Source organism: Streptomyces poriferorum (assembly GCF_019399235.1).
GTDB lineage: Bacteria > Actinomycetota > Actinomycetes > Streptomycetales > Streptomycetaceae > Streptomyces > Streptomyces poriferorum.
Genome location: NZ_JAELVH010000690.1, coordinates 1 through 307, shown reverse-complemented (window position 1 = coordinate 307; position 307 = coordinate 1). Strand labels below are relative to the sequence as shown.

The window sequence follows — 307 nt, the reverse complement described above, 5'->3', positions numbered from 1 at the left end:
GTCGGGCGGCCCCGGCGGCGGCGGTGGCGGCCACAGCGAACCGACCGACGACGAGCGCTACCTGCGCGGCACCCAGCTCACCGACAAGCACGGCTACGTGGAGTTCAGGACGGTCTTCCCGGGCTGGTACCAGGGCCGTGCCGTGCACATCCACACCAAGGTGCACGTCGGGGGCAAGATGACCGACGCCGGGTACGAGGGCGGACACACCTGCCACACCGGCCAGTTCTTCTTCGCGGAGTCCGCGGTCCTCGACTCGGCGAAGGTCGAGCCGTACTCCACCAGCACCACCACCCGCACCACCCTG

1 protein-coding gene is annotated in these 307 nt (G+C 70.4%); it reads left to right on the top strand.

Annotation, left to right across the window (positions count from 1 at the left end):
• On the top strand, positions 1–307 hold a 307-nt coding region (locus tag JGS39_RS40440), incomplete at both ends, for a peptidase associated/transthyretin-like domain-containing protein (protein ID WP_505391885.1).